Source organism: Aureimonas sp. AU4 (assembly GCF_001463765.1).
Classification (GTDB): domain Bacteria; phylum Pseudomonadota; class Alphaproteobacteria; order Rhizobiales; family Rhizobiaceae; genus Aureimonas.
Window position 1 is genome coordinate 47542 of the sequence record NZ_BBWK01000034.1, and the last position, 18943, is coordinate 66484.

General features: G+C 69.3%; 17 protein-coding genes. 10 read left to right on the top strand and 7 right to left on the bottom strand.

The genetic code is table 11. The annotated features are described in order from the left end of the window. Window positions 1–25: 25 nt before the first annotated feature. Both AUL35_RS11245 and AUL35_RS11250 read right to left on the bottom strand, forming a co-directional pair. Complete coding sequence (locus AUL35_RS11245) at window positions 26–1612, bottom strand: peptide ABC transporter substrate-binding protein (RefSeq protein ID WP_062014813.1); 1587 nt, start codon at window positions 1610–1612, stop codon at window positions 26–28. A gap of 266 nt (window positions 1613–1878) precedes the next feature. Next, window positions 1879–2691, bottom strand: a complete 813-nt coding sequence (locus AUL35_RS11250) for a lytic transglycosylase domain-containing protein (protein ID WP_062014815.1) — start codon at window positions 2689–2691, stop codon at window positions 1879–1881. A gap of 281 nt (window positions 2692–2972) precedes the next feature. On the opposite strand from AUL35_RS11250, the gene AUL35_RS11255 reads away from it, so the two are divergent. Beyond that, window positions 2973–3302 (top strand): antibiotic biosynthesis monooxygenase, encoded by a 330-nt coding sequence (locus tag AUL35_RS11255; protein ID WP_062014858.1) that lies wholly within the window; start codon window positions 2973–2975, stop codon window positions 3300–3302. A gap of 4 nt (window positions 3303–3306) precedes the next feature. On the opposite strand, the gene AUL35_RS11260 is transcribed toward AUL35_RS11255, so the two are convergent. Beyond that, entirely contained in the window at window positions 3307–3747 is a 441-nt protein-coding gene (locus AUL35_RS11260; RefSeq protein WP_062014817.1) for a helix-turn-helix domain-containing protein, read from the bottom strand. Between the two features lie 100 nt (window positions 3748–3847). On the opposite strand from AUL35_RS11260, the gene AUL35_RS11265 reads away from it, so the two are divergent. After that, window positions 3848–4864, top strand: a complete 1017-nt coding sequence (locus AUL35_RS11265) for an LLM class flavin-dependent oxidoreductase (protein WP_062014819.1) — start codon at window positions 3848–3850, stop codon at window positions 4862–4864. Between the two features lie 20 nt (window positions 4865–4884). Here the strand turns inward: AUL35_RS11265 and AUL35_RS11270 are convergent, their stop codons facing one another. Next, window positions 4885–5730, bottom strand: coding sequence for an MOSC domain-containing protein (locus AUL35_RS11270; RefSeq protein ID WP_062014820.1), 846 nt, complete (start codon window positions 5728–5730; stop codon window positions 4885–4887). A 7-nt stretch (window positions 5731–5737) separates the two neighbouring features. After that, the gene (locus AUL35_RS11275) at window positions 5738–6916 is read right to left on the bottom strand and encodes an NAD-dependent epimerase/dehydratase family protein (RefSeq protein WP_062014822.1); all 1179 of its coding nucleotides are present in this window, start codon (window positions 6914–6916) and stop codon (window positions 5738–5740) included. A gap of 200 nt (window positions 6917–7116) precedes the next feature. Between AUL35_RS11275 and AUL35_RS11280 the strand changes: the two genes are divergently transcribed. The 5 genes from AUL35_RS11280 (at window position 7117) to AUL35_RS11300 (ending at window position 12373) form a co-directional block, all read left to right on the top strand. Further along, window positions 7117–8169: a glycosyltransferase family 1 protein gene (locus AUL35_RS11280; RefSeq protein WP_062014824.1), complete on the top strand. Its 1053-nt coding sequence runs from the start codon at window positions 7117–7119 to the stop codon at window positions 8167–8169. A 71-nt stretch (window positions 8170–8240) separates the two neighbouring features. Further along, window positions 8241–9296, top strand: coding sequence for a GlxA family transcriptional regulator (locus AUL35_RS11285; protein ID WP_062014825.1), 1056 nt, complete (start codon window positions 8241–8243; stop codon window positions 9294–9296). Between the two features lie 138 nt (window positions 9297–9434). Continuing rightward, a complete protein-coding gene (locus AUL35_RS11290; protein ID WP_062014827.1) occupies window positions 9435–10736 on the top strand; it encodes a glycine betaine/L-proline ABC transporter ATP-binding protein in 1302 nt (433 codons plus the stop codon). Next, window positions 10634–11494 carry a proline/glycine betaine ABC transporter permease gene (locus tag AUL35_RS11295; RefSeq protein ID WP_062014829.1) on the top strand — a complete coding sequence of 287 codons (861 nt, stop codon included), beginning with the start codon at window positions 10634–10636 and terminating at the stop codon, window positions 11492–11494. The genes AUL35_RS11290 and AUL35_RS11295 overlap by 103 nt, the downstream gene beginning before the upstream one ends. A gap of 39 nt (window positions 11495–11533) precedes the next feature. Then, window positions 11534–12373 carry a glycine betaine ABC transporter substrate-binding protein gene (locus tag AUL35_RS11300; protein WP_062014831.1) on the top strand — a complete coding sequence of 280 codons (840 nt, stop codon included), beginning with the start codon at window positions 11534–11536 and terminating at the stop codon, window positions 12371–12373. A 71-nt stretch (window positions 12374–12444) separates the two neighbouring features. Here AUL35_RS11300 and AUL35_RS11305 read toward each other — a convergent pair whose 3' ends face one another. Both AUL35_RS11305 and AUL35_RS11310 read right to left on the bottom strand, forming a co-directional pair. Then, window positions 12445–12675, bottom strand: a complete 231-nt coding sequence (locus AUL35_RS11305; RefSeq protein ID WP_062014836.1) for a hypothetical protein — start codon at window positions 12673–12675, stop codon at window positions 12445–12447. A 179-nt stretch (window positions 12676–12854) separates the two neighbouring features. Then, window positions 12855–14786, bottom strand: a complete 1932-nt coding sequence (locus tag AUL35_RS11310; RefSeq protein WP_062014838.1) for a potassium transporter Kup — start codon at window positions 14784–14786, stop codon at window positions 12855–12857. Between the two features lie 326 nt (window positions 14787–15112). Here AUL35_RS11310 and AUL35_RS11315 point away from each other — a divergent pair, with 326 nt between their 5' ends. The 3 genes from AUL35_RS11315 to AUL35_RS11325 all read left to right on the top strand — a co-directional run. Next, on the top strand, window positions 15113–16504 hold the full coding sequence (locus tag AUL35_RS11315; protein ID WP_062014840.1) for an HD-GYP domain-containing protein: 1392 nt from the start codon (window positions 15113–15115) through the stop codon (window positions 16502–16504). A gap of 89 nt (window positions 16505–16593) precedes the next feature. After that, complete coding sequence (locus AUL35_RS11320; protein ID WP_062014842.1) at window positions 16594–17697, top strand: peptidase C39 family protein; 1104 nt, start codon at window positions 16594–16596, stop codon at window positions 17695–17697. A 43-nt stretch (window positions 17698–17740) separates the two neighbouring features. Next, window positions 17741–18943 (top strand): RimK family protein (locus AUL35_RS11325; RefSeq protein WP_062014844.1); only part of this gene is annotated, 1203 nt, incomplete at its 3' end.

Consider the following 18943-nt stretch of genomic DNA (forward strand, 5'->3'; position numbering starts at 1 on the left):
CCCGATCAGCGGACGGTGCGCCGCCTTACTCGCTCTTGGCGAGCCAGCGCGTGCGGTGGATGTCCTTCACGTTGTCCTCGAAGCCCGTGATCTTCGGCGAAACGACGTTCTTGGTGACGTAGTAGTAGATCGGGATCGCCGCCGTGTCGTTCAGCGCCAGCGTCTCGGCCTGCTTCAGGATGCCGGCGCGGGCCTTGAGGTCCAGCGTCGTCGCCGCCTGGGCGAGGAGCTTGTCGTACTCGGTGTTCGACCACTTGCCATAGTTCATCTCGATGCCGCCCTTGAGGAGGTCGAGGAAGTTGGTCGGGTCGTCGTAGTCGGCGAGCCAGCCGGCGCGGCCGACCTGGAACTCGCCGGCGCGCAGGTCGGCGTAATGGACCTTGACCTCGGAGTTCGTCAGCTCGACCTCGACGCCGAGCGGCTTCCACATGGAGGCGATGGCGACCGCCACGCGCTTGTGGTTCTCGTCGGTGTTGTAGCGCAGCTGCAGCTTCAGGGGGTTCGAGGCGTTGTAGCCCTCGGCCTCCAGCAGCTTCTTGGCCTCGGCGATCTTCTGCCCCTGGGGCATGTCCTTCCAGTCGACATAGGCGGGGCCGCCCTCGTAGTTGCTGATGCCCGGCGGAACCCACGAATAGGCCGGCAGCTCGTTGGTGCCGAGGATCTGCGGGCCGATCGCCTCGCGCACCACCGCCATGGAGAGCGCCTTGCGCACGTTGGCGTTGTCGAGCGGGGGCTTGGTGGAATTGAGGACGTAGTAGTAGAGGCCGGCGAACGGGGTCACGTGGGCCTGGCCGGGCGCGTTCTCCTGGAGCCACTTGTACTGGTCGGCCGGGAACTGCGTCAGGATGTCGAACTCGCCGGCGCGGTAGCGGCGCAACGCCGCCGGGATGTCCTCCAGCGTGAAGAACTTCGTGCCATCGATCTTCAGCGAGCTGGTGTCGTACCAGTTCGGGTTCTTGGCGGTCAGGACGTGGCTGCCCGGCACCCATTCCACGGGCTTGTAGGGGCCGTTGGTGACGATGTTGCCGATCTGGACCCAGGCATCGCCCTTGGCCTTCACGACATGCTCGGGCAGCGGATAGGCGGTGTAGTGGGTGAGCGCGCCGAGATAGAAGGGGGTCGGGTTCTCCAGCGTGATCACGACGGTCTTGTCGTCGGGCGCCTTGACCCCGAGCTGCTCCATGTCGGTGATCTTGCCCGTGTTGATCGCCTCGGCGTTCTTCACGGGATACTGGAGGTAGGCGTATTGCGCGGCCTGCTTGGGATCCATCAGGCGGCGGAAGGCGAACACGAAGTCCGACGCCTTGACCGGCTCGCCGTCGGACCACTTGATCCCGTCGCGCAGCTTGAACGTATAGGTCAGGCCGTCGTCGGAGATGGTCCAGCTCTCGGCCATGCCGGGGATCGGCTGGGCCTTGGCGTCTTCGGCAACCAGACCTTCGAAGATGTCGCCCGCCACGCGGTTCTCCCAGTCGCCCGACAGGCGCTGGGGATCGAGCGAGGTGACGTCGCCGCCGTTGTGAAGGTTGAGCTGGGCGGCCGAGGCCGTGCCCGCAAGAAGCAGGCCGGCGATCGAGACGGCGCCGAAGAGCGAACGGACGGAATGGTACAAGCGTGTTCCTCCGAAATTGCGAAGGCCGCCTTAGGGCGGCCGGAAGCGGTCATGAACCATTGCAGGGGATGGTTTGTCCAGCTACAAACCGCCGCATTCGAAGGCAGCCCAAGAAGCAGCCGCAATTTAAGGCAGCATTCCTGACCTATCTCACCGCCTCAAAACCATTCGCGCGACAAAACCTGCGCGGCGACCGATCACCACCGCAACGCGCAAAAAAAAAGGGGGCCGAAGCCCCCTTCCCGATCGACCGATATCTGCCCGCCTCAGTTGGCGAGGCGCGAGGCGAAGAGCGCCAGGCCCTGCTGGTACACGCTCGCCCGGTTCCAGTCCTGGAGGCGCGCGAAGTTCGGCTGGCCCGGATTGTAGCCGGCGTCCGCAACCCAGCCGTGCTGCTTCAGGAAGTTGGCCGTCGAGGCCAGGACGTCGGCCTTGGAGCGGATCAGGTCGCGCCGGCCGTCGCCGTCGAAGTCCACGGCGTAACGCAGATAGTTCTTGGCGAGGAACTGCGTCTGGCCGATCTCGCCGGCCCAGGCGCCGCGCATGTCGCTGGCGCGCTTGTCGCCACGGTCGACGATCTCGAGGGCCGCGATCAGCTCTTCCGTGAAGAAGTCCGAGCGGCGGCAGTCGTAGGAGAGCGTCGCCAGCGAGCGGAAGATGTTCATGTTGCCGGAATTGGCGCCGAAGCCCGTTTCCATGCCCCAGATCGCGACGAGGATCTCCTTCTGGACGCCGAAGCGCTGCTCGATGCGGTTCAGGAGGTCGCGGTTCTGCGCGATGACGCTCTTGCCCTTCTTGACGAACGAGGCGGGCGCACGGCGCTCCATGAAGGCGTCGAGCGAGAGCTTGAAGCTCTTCTGGTTGCGGTCGAGGCCGATGACCTTGGAATCGTAGGTCACGTCGCCGAGGGCGGACTCGATCGTGTTCTGCGAGATGCCCTGCGCGGCGGCCTGGCGCTTGAAGGAAGCGAGCCAGGGCGCGAAGCCGGCGGCGTTGTTGCCGCAGCTCTGGGCGAGCGCGGGCCCGGCCATGAGGGCGAGGACGCCGGCGGCGACGAGACGGAGGGCGGAGGGACGCATGGCATCGTTCCTTGGTTTGCGTGGGGCGGACCGGCCCTGGCGGCGGGAGGCTTCGCGATGAGGGCGGGCCGAAGAGGGCGGACCGGTCGGACCGGGTTCCGGGCGATGTTTCGGCCATAATGGCAAAGAAAGCGTTTGTGTGGCGCGAGGCGGCGAAACGCTTGCCGCGATCGGACCGCGGGCCGCGTTCACTCTTGCGCGAGAACCGGCGCGTCGGGCGCCCTTCCGCCACCGGTGCGGGCGACTATGATGCGCGCAGACACATCGGGAGACGCATGCGCATGTTCATCGCCATGAACCGCTTCAAGGTCGTCAAGGACGGGCTGGAGGAGTTCGAGACGCTCTGGCGGAACCGCCAGTCGAACCTCCATACGGTGCCGGGCTTTCAGGAATTTCATCTCCTGAAGGGACCCGAACGCGAGGACCACCAGCTTTATTCCTCGCACACGGTCTGGGCCTCGCGCGAGGCGTTCGAGGACTGGACGCGCTCGGAGGCCTTCCGCGCCTCGCACCGGGGCGCGGGCGGCACGCGTCCGCTCTATCTCGGCCATCCCGAGTTCGAGGGCTTCGAGGTGATCCAGACGGTGGACCGGGAGGGGCGCGCGTCCTGAGGCGTCAGGTCCCGGCTGCGGAAGGCTCGTCGTCGCGCCCGGCCCGCCGGTCGTAGTCCTGCCGCGAGGCCTCGATCGAACCATGGTGGCGCAGCGCCCAGTCGCCCAGCGCCTCCACCGGCTCGCGAAGCGAATGGCCGAGCGGCGTCAGCGCGTAGTCGACGCGCGGCGGGATGGTGGGCGTCACGGTGCGCGTGACGAGCCCGTCGCGCTCCAGCCCCCGCAGCGTCAGCGTGAGCATGCGCTGCGAGATGCTGCCGACCCCGCGCTTGAGTTCCGAGAAGCGCTTGGGGCCGTGGCTGAGCAGCATCACCACCAGAACCGACCATTTGTCACCGACGCGCGACAGGACACCGCTGACGACGCGGCAGCGCGCGGGCGCGGCCAGTTCCTGCCGCGACAGACCGTCAGCCGGTATCACGTCTGTGCCTTCTTGCGTGTCCATGCGGGGCTCACCTAATGGGACTCGGTAACAAAACCATACCGCGTCAAGGTTGAAAAGCGGAGCGGCGCCGGGTGCGCCGCCGCCGCGAAAGGATCACGCCATGAAGTCGATCGGCTTCCTGTCCTTCGGACACTGGACCCCCTCCCCCCAGTCGGGCACGCGCTCGGCGGCCGATGTGCTTCTCCAGTCCATCGAGCTGGCGGAGGCCGCCGAGGCGCTGGGAGCGGACGGCGCCTATTTCCGTGTCCACCATTTCGCGCGCCAGCTGGCCTCGCCCTTTCCGCTTCTGGCGGCCGTCGGCGCGCGCACGAAGCGCATCGAGATCGGCACCGGCGTCATCGACATGCGCTACGAGAACCCGCTCTATATGGCGGAGGACGCGGGCGCGGCCGACCTCATCTCGGGCGGCCGGCTGCAGCTCGGCATCAGCCGCGGCAGCCCCGAACAGGTCGTCGAGGGCTGGCGCCACTTCGGCTATGCGCCGCAGCCCGGCGAGAGCGACGCCGACATGGGCCGCCGCCACGCCGAGGTGTTCCTGGAGGTTCTGAAGGGCGAAGGCTTCGCCGAGCCGAGCCCGCGACCGATGTTTCCGAACCCGCCGGGCCTCCTTCGCATCGAGCCGCATTCCGAAGGGCTGCGTGAGCGCATCTGGTGGGGCTCGGCGTCGAACTCGACCGCCGTCTGGGCGGCTCGCATGGGCATGAATCTCCAGAGTTCGACGCTCAAGGCCGACGAGACGGGCGAGCCCTTCCACGTGCAGCAGGCCCGGCAGATCCGCGCCTATCGCGAGGCCTGGAAGGCGGCGGGACATGCGCGCGAGCCGCGCGTCTCGGTCTCGCGCTCGATTTTCCCGATCCTCGACGACCGCGACCGCGCCTATTTCGGGCGCGGCAAGGACTCGGACCAGGTGGGCGTGATCGACAACATGCGCGCCGTTTTCGGCCGCTCCTATGCCGACGAGCCGGAGCGGCTGGCCGACGAGCTGCGGCGAGACGAGGCGATCGCGGAGGCCGACACGCTGCTCCTCACCGTGCCCAACCAGCTCGGCGTCGAGTACAACGCGCATGTGATCGAGGGTGTCGTCCGCCACGTCGCGCCGCTCCTCGGCTGGCGCTGACGCCCCTTTTCCCCGGGTGGCTAGCGCAGCGGCCAGCCGCCCGGGCGCTCCGTGACGACCTCGACGGCGTCCCCGACGGCGAGCCGCCCGCCCGAGCGCGGCACGGCGTTCCAGCCGAACAGGGCGCCCGGCGCGCGGCCGTCCGCCGAGCGGCGCAGGCGGGCGAGCGTCGCCAGCGGTTCGGGCCCGTCGCGCGCGCCCGTGTCCTGATCGGTGGTCGTCACGATGCAGCGGGCGCAGGGCTTCACGAGGTCGAACAGGACGTCGCCGACGCGGATCGTCGCCCAGCCGTCGTCGGCGAAGGGCTCGGCGCCCGACAGGACGAGGTTCGGCCGGAAGCGGCTCATCGGGACGGCCTCGCCGCCGGCCGCGACGATCTCGCGGTTCAGCCCCCGCAGCGATTCCTGCGTGGCGATCAGAAGCGGAAACCCGTCCGCGAAGCCGACCGGCGCGTCGCGCTCCAGCCAGTCGCGCGACACGAGGCGGCGCGAGCCGGCGTCGAAGTGGACGAGGCGCAGGGACCGGCCGAACCAGCGCGACACGGCCGCATCGTCCTCGGGCGACGCCGCGGCCGCCTCGACCTCGTCGCCCCACACCCGCACGGTGAGACGCGCTCCGCCGTCGGGCGTGGCGACGAAGCGCTCGCCGCCCTCCGGCAGGGAGAGATGAAGCCCGTCCGGGTCGGGCTGCGCGTCGAGAAGGGCAAGCTCCGGCATCTCGCGCTGGGAGACGAAGCGGCCCGCCTCGTCCACCAGCATCCAGCGCCGGTCGCCGGCCAGCCCTTCCAGGTCGAGCGTTGTCCGGTCGAGCGCGATGCCGCGCGCGCCCTTGACCGGATGGATGTGGAGCGAGGCGACGCGGGGCATGGCTCGGCTACTCCGCCGCCAGAGGCTTCACCCAGAGCGAACGCGAGGGAATGCGGCTCGTGTCGCAGCGCCCGGCATAGCGGCGCGCGACGCTCACCACCTCGTCCATCAATCCGTCCGACAGGCGCGTCGGCTCAAGGCCGAGGCCGATCAGCGTATCGTTGGCGACCACGAGGTCGTTCTCGGCCATCTCCTTGCGGGGGTTGTCCTGCAGCGCGACCGGAACGCCGGTCATCTCGGAGACCATCTGGGCGAGGTCGCGCACGCGGTGCGTCTCGGTCATCTGGTTCATGATGCGCACCCGCTCGCCGCGCGCAGGCGGCGACTGGATGGCCAGCGCGATGCAGCGCACCGTGTCGCGGATGTGGATGAAGGCCCGCGTCTGGCCGCCGGTGCCGTGAACGGTCAGCGGGTGGCCGAGCGCGGCCTGGCACAGGAAGCGGTTGAGCACCGTGCCGTAGTCGCCGTCGTAGTCGAAGCGGTTGACGAGGCGCTCGTCGAGGTCGGTCTCCGGCGTCGAGGTGCCCCAGACGATGCCCTGGTGAAGGTCCGTGATCGAGAGCGCGTCGTTCTTGGCGTAGTAGAGGAAGAGCAGCTGATCCAGCGTCTTCGTCATGTGGTAGATCGAGCCGGGGTCGGCGGGATACAGGATCTCGACGTCGGCCTCGGCGCCCGCCGAGCGCAGCGTCGCCTCGATATAGCCCTCCGGAATCGTCATGCCCTTGGTCTTGCCGTAGCCGTAGACGCCCATCGTGCCGAGATGCACGAGATGGGCGTCGGGGCAGGCCTCGACCATGGCGCAGAGCACCGCGCTGGTGGCGTTGACGTTGTTGTCCACGGTGTAGCGCTTGTGCCAGGGCGACTTCATCGAATAGGGCGCGGCGCGCTGCTCGGCGAAGTGGACGATGGCGTCGGGCCGCACGTCGCGGAAGAGCTGCTCCAGCCGGTCGTAGTCCCTGGCGACGTCGAGCTCGACGAAGTCGATCGGCGTGTTGCGCGTTTCGCGCCAGGCCTGCAGGCGCTCGCCGATCGGGCGGATCGGGGTCAGGCTCTGGACGCCGAGTTCCTCGTCGGTGCGACGTCGCACGAGGTTGTCGACGATCGTCACCTCATGGCCCTCGGCCGAGAGGTGAAGCGAGGTCGCCCAGCCGCAGAAGCCGTCGCCGCCCAGCACTATGACCTTCATGCGCACACCTTCTCCGGCCCGGGGCTCCGGCGACCGCGCCGGCAGGCGCATCGGCGGGACCTTCGAGCATGCCAGAGACGACAAGCTCTTGAAATCCCGGCCGCTTGGCTGTTGAAGCCCCCTTCTCGACGGCTGATGCCTCAGCCGTCCGCCGAGCGCAAGCGCCCGGCGTTCCCCAAGCGACGGTTCCCCACCCTTCCATGCGCATCCTGATCGCGACCGACGCCTGGACGCCACAGATCAACGGCGTCGTGCGCGTCTTCCAGGTGACGGCCGGGCACCTGCGCGGCTTCGGCCACGAGGTCGAGGTGGTCGGGCCAGACCGCTTCCCCCTGACGCTGCCGGCCCCCGGATATCCGGAGGTCCGGCTGGCGGTGGCGCCCGGACGGCGCCTGCGTCGCCTCATCGAGGACTTCCGGCCGGACGCGATCCACGTACCCGTCGAGGGGCCGATCGGGCTTGCCGCCCGGCGCTACTGCCGGCGCCGCCGTATTCCGTTCACGACATCGTTCCACACGCGCTTTGCGGACTATTTCGAGAAGCGCATCGGCGGCGGCGGACGCTTCGCGCTGGCCGCGCAGCGCTGGTTCCACCGGGGCGGGCGCGCCATCATGGTGCAGACCGACACGCTGGAGCGCGAACTGACGGCGAGCGGCTTCGGCCCCGTGCGCCGCTGGGGCCGGGCGGTGGACACGCAGGGCTTTCGCCCGCTGCGCGGCGAGCCGGGCTTCGATGCCGACTTTCTCAACCTGCCGCGCCCGATCTTCCTGTATCTCGGCCGCGTCAGCCCGGAAAAGAACCTCGCCGACTTCCTCGCTCTCGACCTGCCGGGCTCCAAGGTCGTGGTGGGCGACGGGCCGGCGCTCCCGGCCCTGCGGGCGCGCTTTCCCGCGGCCCACTTCCTCGGCTACCGGACGGGCCACGACCTCGCCCGGCACTTCTCGGCCGCCGACGTCTTCGTGTTCCCCTCGCGCTTCGAGACGTTCGGGCTCGTGGTCCTGGAGTCCTTGAGCTGCGGCACGCCGGTGGCGGCCCTGCCCGTGCCGGGGCCGCTCGACATTCTCGGCCCCGCGCCGACCGTCGCGCGCCTGTCGGAGGACCTGCGCGCGGCGGCGCTGGAGGCGCTCGCGATCGACCGCACGGCCTGCCGGCGCTTTGCGGAAGGCTTCTCCTGGGAGGAATGCACGCGCGAGTTCGAGTGCAACCTCGAGCCGATCCCGCCCGGCGTGTGGGACGCGCTCGCGTCGGCTTGAGGGTCGCGCGCTTGCGGACGCGCCGGGGTTGCGGCCATGATGCGCCCGTGGCCCGCTCACAAGGAGGATGCTTGCACCGCTCCGCTTCCCGCCCGGCCCCCGAGCGCCCCGCGCTGCGGGTCGGCTTCCTTCTGGCCCACAACTTCACCCTGTCGGCCTTCTCGCTCTTCGTCGACGCGCTGCGCCTGGCGGCCGACGAGGGCGACCGCTCGCGCCCCATTCGCTGCGCCTGGAGCGTCATGGGCGCGACGTCGCAGCCCGTGCGCGCCTCGTGCGGGGTGACCGTGTCGCGAACCGGGGGCTTCGAGGATCCTCGCGGCTTCGACTACGTGGTGGTGGTGGGCGGCCTCCTGCACGGCGGCGAGGCGATGGACGACGCCTCGGTGGCCTACCTGCGCACGGCGGCGGCGAGCGGCGTGCCGCTGGTGGGCGTGTGCACCGGCTCCTTCGTGCTGGCGCGCGCCGGGCTCATGCGCGGGCGCCGCTGCTGCGTTTCCTGGTACCACCATGCCGACTTCGAGGCCGAGTTCCCGGACGGCGAGGCCGATGCCGACCGGCTCTTCGTGGTGGACCGCGACCGGATCACCTGCGCGGGCGGCTCGGGCGTGGCGGACCTCGCCGCCCATCTCATCGAGCGCCATGTCGGCCCGGCCGCCGCGCAGAAGTGCCTCCACGTGCTCCAGCTCCAGAACGCGCGACACGGTCACGACGCACAGCCCCATGGCGGCGCGGTGCCCGGCGGCGACGATCGCGTGCGGCGCGCCGTTCTCCTCATGGAGCAACACGTCGCCGAGCCCCTGTCGGTGGAGGCGATCGCCCACCGGCTCGCGCTTTCCTCGCGCCAGCTGGAGCGTCTCTTTCAGGAGACCGTGGGCGCGAGCCCGGCGGTCGCCTATCGCCAGTTGCGCCTCGCCTATGCGCGGCGCCTTCTCGAGACGACGCGCAAGAGCGTCACCGAGATCGCGGTCGAGGCGGGCTTCTGCGACGGGGCCCATTTCGCGCGCCAGTTCCGCGCCCATTTCGGCGTGGCACCGCGCGACGTGCGCGCCGAGCCCGGCCGGCCCGATCTGCCCGGCGCGGCGGCACTGCGCCTAAATACCGGGCGCGTCTTGGAAAATCTGCAGTAGGCGCTTTTCCGAAACCGTCCTAAAACTACGCGCTCTGTCGGATTTCTACCCGCCGGTGTCCGATACGGCATCGTCCGCGAGCCGGCGAAGTCCGCACCATCCGGCCCGTCGACACGTCGCGGGAAAGGATCGGTCCCGATGCCAGCCGAGCGCATCCGAGTGGAAGGGGTGGTCAAGCTCTTCGGCGAGCGCGCGCACGAGGGCCTCGATCTCCTGCGCCAAGGCGCCGGCAAGGACGCGATCCGCGAGCGGAGCGGTGCCGTGCTCGGCCTCGACAACGTGTCCTTCACGGTCGAGGAGGGCGAGATCCTCGTCGTGATGGGCCTGTCTGGCTCGGGCAAGAGCACCATGCTGCGCTGCCTGAACCGCCTGGTCGAACCCACCGCCGGATCGATCCGGGTGGACGGTGTCGAGGTGACGACGCTGTCGCCCAAGGCGCTGCGCGAGTTTCGTCGCAAGACCTTCGGCATGGTGTTCCAGCACTTCGCCCTCTTCCCCAACCGCACCATTGCCGAGAACGTGGAATACGGGCTCGAAGTGCAAGGCGTGGCGCCTGCCGAGCGCCGCCGGCGCGCGCTGGAGTCGATCGAGCTGGTCGGCCTGAAGGGATGGGACGCCAAGCTGCCGAGCCAGCTCTCGGGCGGCATGCAACAGCGGGCGGGCCTTGCCCGCGCGCTCTGCGTCGACGCCGACATCCTCCTCATGGACGAGGCCTTCTCGGCGCTCGATCCGCTGATCCGCCGCGAGATGCAGGACGAGCTCGTCTCGCTCCAGCGCAATCTTCGCAAGACCGTGGTCTTCGTGTCCCACGACCTCGACGAGGCCATTCACCTCGGCGGCCGCATCGTCCTCATGCGCGACGGGGCGATCGTCCAGGCGGGCAGCGCGGAGGAGATCCTGCTGGCGCCCGCAGACGACTACGTCCGCCGCTTCGCCGAGCATATCGACGTCTCCTCCGTCCTCACCCTCGGCCGTCTCGTGGAAGAGGCGCCGCCCCTCCTGCCCGAATCGCTTCATGCCGAGGACGCCTGGCCGCTGGTCGAGACGCGAAGCCCCGACGAGGTGCTTGTCGTCACCTGCGACCGGCGCATGCCGATCGGCCGCCTCAATCGCGACCGGCTCGGCGCGCCCGGCGCGCGCGGGCGCCGCCTCGACGCGTTGATGGACGGCGGCATCGCGCGCGCCCGCTCGACCGACGTCCTGCGCACCGCGCTGCCGCTTCTCGCCCGCGAGCCGCACGGCATCGCGGTGGTGGACGCGCAAGACCGCTTCCTGGGCCTCCTCACGCGCGAGCGGGTCCTGCATGCCCTGGCCCGCACCCGACCCGGAGACGGCGAATGGAATGGCTCGATCCCCGCTCCTGGAGCGTTCCCAAGTTCCCGCTCGACACGCTCAGCGATGGCGGACTCGACTGGCTCACCGCTCACCTGTCCGGTCTGACGCGCTCGCTGAGCCGCCTTGTCGCAGGCTGGATCTCCAGCGGCACCGAACTCCTTCTCCTCGTTCCGCCGCCCGTGGTGATCCTCGCGCTGGCGCTTCTAGCCTGGCGCCTGGCGGGCCCGCGCATCGCCGTCCTCTCGGCCGCCGGCTTCCTGTTCCTGTGGAACCTGCGCCTGTGGGACGCGACGATGGAGACCATCGTCCTCGTCACGCTCTCAACGCTGGCCGCGCTCGCGATCGGCGTTCCCATCGGCATCGGCTGCGCCCTGTCGCGCCGGCTCTGGGGCACGGTCGGCCCTGGCCTCGACATGATGCAGACCATGCCGAGCTTCGTGTACCTCATCCCCGCCATCCCCTTCTTCGGTCTGGGCGCCGTGTCGGCGGTGTTCGCGACCGTCGTCTTCTCGATGCCGCCCGTGATCCGCCTGACGGCGCTCGGCATCCTGTCGGTGCCGCGCGACCTGACCGAGGCCGCCGACGCCTTCGGGACGAGCCCGATGCAGAAGCTCCTGAAGGTGCAGCTGCCGCTGGCGCTTCCCACCATCATGGCCGGCGTCAACCAGACCATCATGCTGTCGCTCTCCATGGTCGTGATCGCCTCGATGATCGGCGCGGGCGGCCTCGGGCGCGAGGTCTGGCGCTCGATCCAGCGGCTCGACGCGGGCTCCGGCTTCCAGGCGGGCGTCGCGATCGTGATCGTGGCGGTCGTGCTCGACCGCATCACCCAGGCCATGGCGCGCCGCGCGCGGCCCGCCTGATCCACTATCCACCCGAGCCCCCAACAGGAGACCATCGCGATGCTGAAATCCCTCGTTCTCTCGACCCTCGCGCTGGCCGCGCTCAGCGGCACGGCGCTGGCCCAGGGCAAGGCTGTGAAGCTCGCCTACGTGGAATGGTCGGACGCGGTTGTGGCCACCAACCTTCTCGCCGAGACGCTGAAGACCAAGGGCTACGACGTCACGCTGACGCCGCTTCCTGCCGCCGCCATGTGGCAGGCGGTCGCGACGGGCGAGGCCGACGCGATGGTCGCGGCCTGGCTCCCGGCGACCCATGCCGCCTACTACGAGAAGCTGAAGGATCAGGTCGACCTCGTCGGGCCCAACGTCCAGGGCGCCAAGATCGGCTGGGCGGTTCCCGCCTATGTCGACATGAGCTCGGTCGCGGACCTGAAGACCAAGGGCGGCGAGGTCGAGAACAAGGTGATCGGCATCGATCCGGGCGCCGGCCTGATGCAGGCCTCCGAGAAGGCGATCAAGGACTACGAGCTGTCGGGCGTGACGCTGGTGGAGGGATCGGACGCCACGATGACGGCGGCGCTCAAGGACGCGATCGACCGAAAGGAGCCGATCGTGGTGACGACCTGGACGCCGCACTGGATGTTCGGCCGCTACGAGCTGAAATACCTCGCCGATCCCAAGGGCTCGTTCGGCGGCGAGGAGAGCGTCAACACGGTTGCCCGCAAGGACCTCGCCAAGGACATGCCCGAAGTCCACAAGATCCTGACCAACTTCAAGATCTCGCTCGACGACGAGCAGAAGCTGATGCTCCAGAACGAGGAGAAGGGCACCGATCCGGCCAAGACCGCCAAGGCCTGGATCGACGCGAACCCGGAGAAGGTCGCCGCCTGGACGAAGTAGAGCTATCCGGCAAGACGACGGGGCAGCTCCTGCGAGCCGCCCCGTTCGGAGATATCGATCTCAGGTCGGTGTCAGGCGGTGGCCTTGGCGCGGCTCTTGCGCGCCGCCTTGACCGGCTTGGGCGCTGCCGCAGCCTCCGCGGCCTGAATTGCTTCGCGCTCCATGCGGAGCGCGCGCAGGCGCGCGGTCTTGTCTCCGGTGGCCTTGGCTTCGGCGCGGATGAGGGACATCGCCGATCCCTTCTCGGACCGATTGGCGATGTTGCCGAGCTCCAGCTCGGCCCGCGGGGTGTGCGTGTCCATGGCGTCATGCCTTCCCGAACCGGGGGTTTGATCGTTTCACGCTGGTGCGTGGAAAACCCGGTGCGCCGATCACTCGGCATGACAGGAAAACTAGGGCGCGAGCGCCGCCTTTCGAGCGGCGCGGTGACGCGACGTTAAGAAACACCCTTTCCCCGCCCAGCGACAGGGCGGTCTCGCCATCAAAGCGTGACGTAGGTTCCCAGTTCCACGACGCGGTTGGCGGGGATGCGGTAGTAGTCGATCGCGTCGTAGGAATGGCGTGCCATCTTGATGAAGAGCTGGCTCTGCCAGCGCGGCATCTCGGAGCGCGTGGTCGCCGACTTGATGCGCCGGCGCCCGACGAAGAAGGTCGTCGACATCACGTCGAACTTCACGCCCTGCTCGCGCAGCCGGATCAGCGCCTGGATGAGGTTGGGCTCGTCCAGGAAGCCGTAGTGCAGCTCGATCCGCGCGAAGCCCGGCGCGAGCTTGGTGAACTCGATCTGCTCGGCCGGCGGCACATAGGGGATGTCGGCCGTGCGGATCGTCACGATGACGTTCTTCTCGTGCAGAACCCGGTTGTGCTTCAGGTTGTGCAGGAGGGCCGAGGGGACTGTCTCGGGCGTCGAGGTGAGGTACATGGCGGTGCCCGCCACGCGCGTCACGGACTGCGAGTTCTCCATGGCCTGGATGAAGGCGTCGAGCGACAGGTTCTGCTGCTGCGCCTTCTCGTTGAGAAGGCGAACGCCCCGGACCCAGATCACCATCAGCGCCACGATGCAGCCGCCGATCACGAGCGGCAGATAGCCGCCGTCGGCGAGCTTCAGGAGGTTGGCCGCCAGGAACGCCCCGTCGATCACGAGGAAGGGCGTCACCACCGCGAAGGCGAGGCCGAGGCCCCAGCCCCAGCCATAGGCGAAGACCACGATGGCGAGCAGGCTCGTGATGATCATCGTGCCGGTGACCGCGATGCCGTAGGCCGCCGCCAGCGAGGACGAGGTCTGGAAGAAGAGAACCAGCAGGACGACGCCCACCAGCATCAGCCAGTTCACGGTGGGCAGGTAGATCTGGCCCTGCTCCGACTCCGAGGTGTGCTCGATCTGGAGGCGCGGCAGGAGGCCGAGCTGGATCGCCTGCTGGGTGAGCGAGAAGGCGCCCGTGATCACCGCCTGTCCGGCGATGATGGTGGCGAGCGTCGCCAGGATCACGAGCGGCAGGCGGAGGGTTTCGGGCGCCGACAGGAAGAAGAGGTTGGGCAGCGCCTCGGGGCTCGAGAGCGCGAAGGCGCCCTGGCCGAGATAGTTGAGAAGGAGCGCCGGGCCGACGAAGCCGAGCCAGGCGATGCGGATCGGCTGCTTGCCGAAATGGCCCATGTCCGCATAGAGCGCCTCGGCGCCCGTGACCGCCAGGAAGACCGAGCCGAGCACGGTGAAGCCGATCACCCCGTGGCTTGTCATGAAGGAGAGGCCCTCCAGCGGGTTCAGCGCATGGAGGATCATCGGCGCATCGCCGATATGGGACACGCCGATCACGGCGAGCACCACGAACCACAGCACCATGATCGGGCCGAAGAACACGGCGACCTTGGCGGTTCCGAAGGACTGCACGGCGTAGAGCGCCACGATGATCGCGAGCGCGATCGGCACGATATAGGGGTCGAGGCCGGGCGTCGTGACCTTGAGGCCCTCCACCGCCGAGAGCACCGACACGGCCGGCGTCAGGATGGCGTCGCCGTAGAACAGCGCCGCCCCCATGATGCCGAGGATCATGATGGTCGGGTTGGGGTGCCGTAGGCCGCGCTTGGCCATGGCCTTCTGCGCCAGCGCCATCAGCGAGAGGGCCCCGCCCTCCCCCTGGTTGTCGGCCTGCAGCACGAAGATCACGTATTTCACCGTGACGACGATCACCAGCGACCAGATCAGGAGCGAGACGATGCCGATGATCTCGGCCGCCGAGGGAACGCCGCCGACATGCAGCAGCGATTCCTTCATGGCGTAGAGCGGGCTGGTCCCGATGTCGCCATAAACGACGCCCACGCTTCCCACGACGAGAAGCGGCATCGCCTTCTTGGGGTGAGTCGGCGGGCGGTCATGCGATGTGCCGGCCGCGACCGCGGCGTCACCAGTGGTCATTCCTCTGACGAGGCCTCCGGATGATGGGGGATGAGTGATCGAGCGGTGCGGGCATGCCCGGCCAGGTGAGTCATATGCGCTCCCCGACGGGGGAAGGTTTCCTGTTGCTCCCGTTGCCGGTTCGATCCGGCGTCTCGCACCCTCCGGCACGAAGCGGACAAGGATCCTCATCCGGTCCGCGCTTCTAGCACGAAGGCTCGTGGCGCGCCAAGCGCGACCCGCGAGCGCGCCCGGGGCGCCGGGAACGCGCCCTTAAGCCCTTGTCGGCAAGAGTGGGGAACCGGTGGCACCGAGGCCCGGCCTCCCGCTCGAAGGCTCAACCTGGAATGACGCCCCTTCTGTCCGGCTCCCTTCCCGCCGCCACGCCGGGGCTGCGCCTGTCGCAGATCCTGTCGACCCTCAGCCATGCGCTCGACATGACCGAGGGGCAGCCGGCGGGACACTGCGTGCGAGCGGCCTTCGTGGCGGACCGGATCGGTGCGGCGGTCGGACTGGCGGGACCCGAGCGGCGCGAGTTGCGCTACGCCGTTCTCCTCAAGGACCTCGGCTGCTCCTCCAACGCCGCCCGGCTCTGCCAGCTCTATCTCGCCGACGACCTCGGCTTCAAACGGGACTTCAAGCGCCTCGGCAGCGGCCTGCCGGAGGTGCTGCGCTTCGTCCTGGAACAGACCGGCGCGGGGGCGGACCTTGCGGGACGGGTGCGGGCGGTCGGCCACATCCTGCGCCATGGCGGCGAGATCGCGCGCGAGCTGATCGAGACGCGCTGCACGCGCGGCGCCTCGATCGCCCGGCGGCTGCGCTTCTCGGAGACGGTGGCCGAGGGCATCGCCTCGCTCGACGAGCACTGGGACGGCGGCGGCAAGCCCGCCGGCCTGTCGGGCGGCGCCATCCCGCTCTTCAGCCGCATCGCGCTCCTGTCGCAGATCGTCGATGTCTTCCACCGCTTCGGCGGCCCGCGCGCGGCGCTGGAGGAGGCGCGGCGCAGGTCCGGCCGCTGGTTCGACCCCGCGCTCGTCGCAGCCCTTGGGGAATCGGCGCGCGACGGAGCCCTGTGGGACGCGTTGGCCGGCCCCGAGGCGCTCCTCGTGCCGGTGGAGGACGATCCGGCCGAAGAGGTGGACGAGCCCTATCTCGACGACATCGCCCAGGCTTTCGGCGACATCGTCGACGCCAAGAGCCCCTATACCGGAAACCACTGCCAGCGCGTCGCGCTCTATGCCGACATGATCGGCGAGTCGCTCGCCCTGTCGGACGAGACGCGCCGCCGCCTCCGGCGGGCCGCCCTTCTCCACGACATCGGCAAGCTCGGCGTCTCCAACAGCATCCTCGACAAGCCGGGGCGCCTCGACGAGCGGGAATGGAGCCTCATGCGCCGGCACCCGGTCCACAGCCGCCTCATCCTGACGGGGCTGCCCGTCTTCGCGGAAGCCGCCGAGATCGGCGGCGCCCATCACGAGCGCCTGGACGGGCGCGGCTATCCGGACGGGATCGGCGGGCCCGAGATCACGCCGCTGACGCGCGTCGTGACGGTCGCCGACATCTTCGACGCACTCACCGCCGACCGCCCCTATCGCAAGGCCATGTCGCGCGCGGACGCCTTCGCCATCCTCGAGGCGGATCGCGATACGGTGGTCGACCGCCAGGCGGTCGCGGCCCTGCGCGAGGGCATCGCCCGGCTGGAGCGGGCCGAAGCCGACGCGGACATGCTGGCCGCCTGAAGGGGCCTTCTGGCGGTCCTCGCAAAGGCGTATGGAGAGCGGCCGGCCGCCGCCATCGGGACGGCGCACCGGCCGATCTCGTGGCTCCCATGACCTCACACACCATCCGCCCCGCCACGCCCCACGACCTCGACGCGCTCGTGCGCATCGAGGAGGCGGCGTTTTTGGGCGACCGCATCTCGCGGCGTTCCTTCCGCAACCTTCTCGCCTCGCGCAGCGCGATCGTGATCCTCGCCGAGGAGGACGGCGCTCCCGTCGCCTACGCGGCGGTTCTCCTGCGCGAGGGCACCGCGCTCGCCCGGCTCTACTCGCTGGCGGTCCTGCCCGGCCGGGGCGGCCGGGGCCTCGGGCGGGCGCTTCTGCGCGCCGCGGAGCGGCAGGCCTTCGAGCGCGACCGCATCGCGCTACGCCTCGAGGTGCGCGAGGACAACGCGCCGGCGATCCGGCTCTACCGTTCCGAGCATTACCGCCCGATCGGCAGGATCGAGGACTATTACGAGGACGGGGCGTCGGCGCTGCGCTTCGAGCGCACGCTGAAGGGCGAGCATCGCGTGGACACGGGCGTGCCCTACTACGCGCAGACCACGGACTTCACCTGCGGCTCGTGCTGCCTGATGATGGCGCTGGCGCGTGACGCCGCGGTCGAGCCGAGCCCGCGCCTCGAGATCCGGCTCTGGCGCGAAGCCACCACGATCTTCATGATGTCGGGCCCCGGCGGCTGCGAGCCCTACGGGCTGGCGGTCGCCGCGCACGAGGCGGGGCTGGCGGCCGAGATCCACGTCTCGACGGCGGGCGATCTCTTCTTGGAAGGGGTGCGCTCGGCGGAGAAACGCCACGTCATGGCGCTGGCGCAGGAGGACTTCCGCCTGCGCGCGGAGAGCTACGGCATCCCCGTGGCGATCCGGCCGGTCACGGTCGACGACCTGCGCGGGTGCGTGGCGGCGGGCGGCACGGCGATCGTGCTCGTCTCGGGCTACCACATGTTCGGGCAGAAGGTGCCGCACTGGGTGCTGGTGCATGGCGACGACGGCCGGCATCTCGTGCTGCACGACCCCTGGGTCGCCGACGAGCGGGGCGAGTCGGCCTCGGACGCGGCCAACCTGCCGGTTCCCTACGACGCCTTCGCGCGCATGGCGCGCTTCGGCAAGGTCGGCCTCAAGGCCGCCGTCTTCCTCCATAAACGCTCGGCCTGACCCGGGTCGTCCCGTCCCGCCCACGAGAAAGCTTCCCTCCCCGATGTCCCAATGGGTCATTCTGGTCGGCCGTTCCTCCGACCTCGACAACGCCTCGACCCCGCACAAGGTCATGACGAGCCGGGACTATCTCGCCCGGCCGGCGCTGTTCGGCTCCGAGCGGCCCAAGGTCATCAACCTGTGCCGCTCCTACAGCTACCAGAGCCGGGGCTACTACGCCTCGCTCCTGGCGGGCGCGCGGGGGCACCGGGTGATCCCGAGCGTCGAGACCATGATCGACCTCTCGGAGCGCAAGCTCTACGAGAACGCCCTGCCGGAGCTGGAGGAACTGCTCGCCAAAGCCATCGCAAGCGAGAAGGACTGCCCGCGCGAGCCGGTGCGATTCTATTTCGGCTATACCGACGACGCACGCCTGGAGCGCTTCGCCAAGCTCCTGTTCGACTGGTTCCGCGCGCCCGCGCTGGAGGTCGTCCTGGAATGGCGGGAGCGGGTGCGCATCAAGCGCGTCGGCTTCGCCTCGATCGGCAAGCTCGACGAGGCCGAGAAGACGCGCCTTCTTCAGTCGATGGAGCGCTACACGGCGCGCGAATGGCGCGACGCCCGTTCCAAGACCCCGGCGAAATACTCGTTCGCGACGCTGGTCGATGCCAAGGAGACGCTGCCGCCCTCGACCATCGGCACGCTCAAGCACTGGGCGAAGATTGCGGGTCGCATGGGCGTCGACGTCGAGCCGATCGGCAAGCGCGACCTGCCGCGCCTTGCCAACTTCGACGCGCTGTTCATTCGCGAGACGACCTCGATCTCGAACCACACCTACCGCTTCGCGCGCCGCGCCGTGCAGGAAGGGATGCCGGTGATCGACGACCCGGTGTCGATGATCCGCTGCACCAACAAGGTCTATCTGAACGAGCTGATGACGGCGAACGGCGTCTGCGTGCCGCGCTCGGTGATGATCGGGGGGCGCGAGGACTTCGCGCGCGCGGCCGACGAGCTCGGCTTCCCGATGGTGCTCAAGATCCCCGACGGCTCGTTCTCGCGCGGGGTCAAGAAGGTCGATAGCCAAGCAGCCCTCGAAAAGCTCGCGCTGGCCTGGCTGGAGGACACGGACCTCCTGATCGCGCAGGAGTTCATGCCGACCCGCTTCGACTGGCGTGTGGGCGTTCTCGGCGGCCAGCCGCTCTTCGCGGTCCAGTACCACATGGCGAAGTCCCACTGGCAGATCATCAACCACGAGACCGGCGGGCGG

Excerpts from the sequence above, each read along its gene's own strand:
- AUL35_RS11250 (WP_062014815.1), bottom strand. The coding sequence starts at position 2,691 with ATGCGTCCCTCCGCCCTCCGTCTCGTCGCCGCCGGCGTCCTCGCCCTC.
- AUL35_RS11255 (WP_062014858.1), top strand. The coding sequence starts at position 2,973 with ATGTTCATCGCCATGAACCGCTTCAAGGTCGTCAAGGACGGGCTGGAG.
- AUL35_RS11260 (WP_062014817.1), bottom strand. The coding sequence starts at position 3,747 with ATGGACACGCAAGAAGGCACAGACGTGATACCGGCTGACGGTCTGTCG.
- AUL35_RS11265 (WP_062014819.1), top strand. The coding sequence starts at position 3,848 with ATGAAGTCGATCGGCTTCCTGTCCTTCGGACACTGGACCCCCTCCCCC.
- AUL35_RS11270 (WP_062014820.1), bottom strand. The coding sequence starts at position 5,730 with ATGCCCCGCGTCGCCTCGCTCCACATCCATCCGGTCAAGGGCGCGCGC.
- AUL35_RS11275 (WP_062014822.1), bottom strand. The coding sequence starts at position 6,916 with ATGAAGGTCATAGTGCTGGGCGGCGACGGCTTCTGCGGCTGGGCGACC.
- AUL35_RS11280 (WP_062014824.1), top strand. The coding sequence starts at position 7,117 with ATGCGCATCCTGATCGCGACCGACGCCTGGACGCCACAGATCAACGGC.
- AUL35_RS11290 (WP_062014827.1), top strand. The coding sequence starts at position 9,435 with ATGCCAGCCGAGCGCATCCGAGTGGAAGGGGTGGTCAAGCTCTTCGGC.
- AUL35_RS11295 (WP_062014829.1), top strand. The coding sequence starts at position 10,634 with ATGGAATGGCTCGATCCCCGCTCCTGGAGCGTTCCCAAGTTCCCGCTC.
- AUL35_RS11300 (WP_062014831.1), top strand. The coding sequence starts at position 11,534 with ATGCTGAAATCCCTCGTTCTCTCGACCCTCGCGCTGGCCGCGCTCAGC.
- AUL35_RS11305 (WP_062014836.1), bottom strand. The coding sequence starts at position 12,675 with ATGGACACGCACACCCCGCGGGCCGAGCTGGAGCTCGGCAACATCGCC.
- AUL35_RS11310 (WP_062014838.1), bottom strand. The coding sequence starts at position 14,786 with ATGACCACTGGTGACGCCGCGGTCGCGGCCGGCACATCGCATGACCGC.
- AUL35_RS11315 (WP_062014840.1), top strand. The coding sequence starts at position 15,113 with ATGACGCCCCTTCTGTCCGGCTCCCTTCCCGCCGCCACGCCGGGGCTG.
- AUL35_RS11320 (WP_062014842.1), top strand. The coding sequence starts at position 16,594 with ATGACCTCACACACCATCCGCCCCGCCACGCCCCACGACCTCGACGCG.